At 43.5% G+C, this 1,616-nt stretch carries 2 protein-coding genes; both read right to left on the minus strand.

Annotation, left to right across the window (positions count from 1 at the left end; translation table 11 throughout):
- Positions 1-478: LabA-like NYN domain-containing protein (locus tag CXF78_RS16835; RefSeq protein WP_102037419.1), on the minus strand; the 478-nt coding region annotated here is incomplete at its 3' end.
- Positions 479-495: 17 nt separating this feature from the next.
- Positions 496-1,616: efflux RND transporter permease subunit (locus CXF78_RS16840; RefSeq protein WP_145991523.1), on the minus strand; the 1,121-nt coding region annotated here is incomplete at its 5' end.

Raw genomic sequence — 1,616 nt, forward strand, 5'->3', positions numbered from 1 at the left:
GACAGTAAATAAGAAGCGAGGCATCGATTGCGGTGAAGTGCTGCGCTTGATCTGTTAATGATTTTGCTGTGAGGCGCTCAACACTTAATACATGGGTGTAGCATGTGGTCGTTTGATTGATTTTTTTGAGTAATAAATCGAAATCACCATCACCAGACAGTAAAATAACCTCATCCACCGTGGGGGCTATCTCAAGCATGTCGATGGTAATCCCAACATCCCAATCTCCCTTGGCGGAACCATCACTGCGCTGGATATAAGGTTTGGTTTTAACCGTAAAACCAATATGTTTTAGTGCATCTTGAAATTTAACCTGACCGTCATCGGCTGGTGCTATAGCGTAAGCTATTGCGTGGCTAATAGTGCCCTGTGCCGACAAATGTTTGTATAAAGCTCGGTAATTGAATGAACGCCCAAAACCTTGCTTACAGGTGTAATAAATATTTTGCACATCTACAAATACGGCAAGCGTTGTCATTATTACACCTGTGAAGATTAAGGCTGTTGCGCTTTTTGAGCAGCAATGGCGTCATTAAGTTGTGCTTCAACAAACCCTGGAGAGTGGGTTGACGAAGAAATAAGTCGGTACATTGCGGGGATAACCAATAGGGTGACAACCGTCGCAAATGCCATGCCGAAGAATATCACAGTTCCAACTGCAATGCGGCTTTCACTCCCCGCGCCGGTAGATACGATTAATGGTATAGCACCAATAAGGGTGGTAAAGGCTGTCATTAAAATGGGTCTTAAGCGACGAGCTGATGCGTCAATAATAGCGTTGTCGAGCGATAAGCCTCGGTCACGTAGTTGGTTAGCAAACTCAACGATTAAAATACCATTTTTAGTTACCATACCAATTAACATGATCATGCCAATTTGGCTATAGATATTCATCCCTTGATGCATTAGAACTAAACCAATAAAACCACCAAAAATACCCATTGGAACAGTAAACATCACCACTGCAGGATTGATAAAACTTTCAAATTGAGCCGCCAATACCAGATAAGCAATCAGCAGTGCTAAAGCAAATACAATGAGCACCCCAGCTTGGTTTTCTTTGAAGTCTTTTGACTCACCCGTGTAGGCAATTGAAATATCGTTTGGCAGTAAAGTTATTGCGCGTTGTTCTAAAAAGTCGAGGGCTTCGCCAAGGGTATAACCTTCGCCTAAATTTGCCTTGATGGTGATCGATTTTTGCTTGTTGGTATGACTTAATCGTTGCGGCGAGGCAACTTCTTCAACTTTAGTGACGGTATCAAGGGTGATTAATTCGCCTTTGCTGCTTCTAAAGTAAATCTTACTGAGGTCTGTGACGCTGTTAAAGCTGTTTTCATCACCGCGAAGGTATACATCATATTCTTCGCCACGTTCAACAAAGGTTGTTTCACTGCGGCCGCCCAACATGATTTCCAAGGTTGTCGCTATTTCTGAAACGCTAATGCCTAACTCTGCAGCTCGTTGCTTGTCTACCGTCACAACAAGTTCTGGTGTGGTCTCTGCGTAATCTAAATCTGCCCCGTCCAGCATAGGGCTTGCATCGGCTTCTTGTTGCAGTACTTGGGCCCATTTAAATAACTCTGCATAGTCAGAGCCGCCAAGTACAAATTGAACCG

Origin of the sequence: Shewanella sp. 11B5, from assembly GCF_002836795.1 — a bacterium.
Taxonomy (GTDB): Bacteria; Pseudomonadota; Gammaproteobacteria; order Enterobacterales; family Shewanellaceae; genus Shewanella; species Shewanella frigidimarina.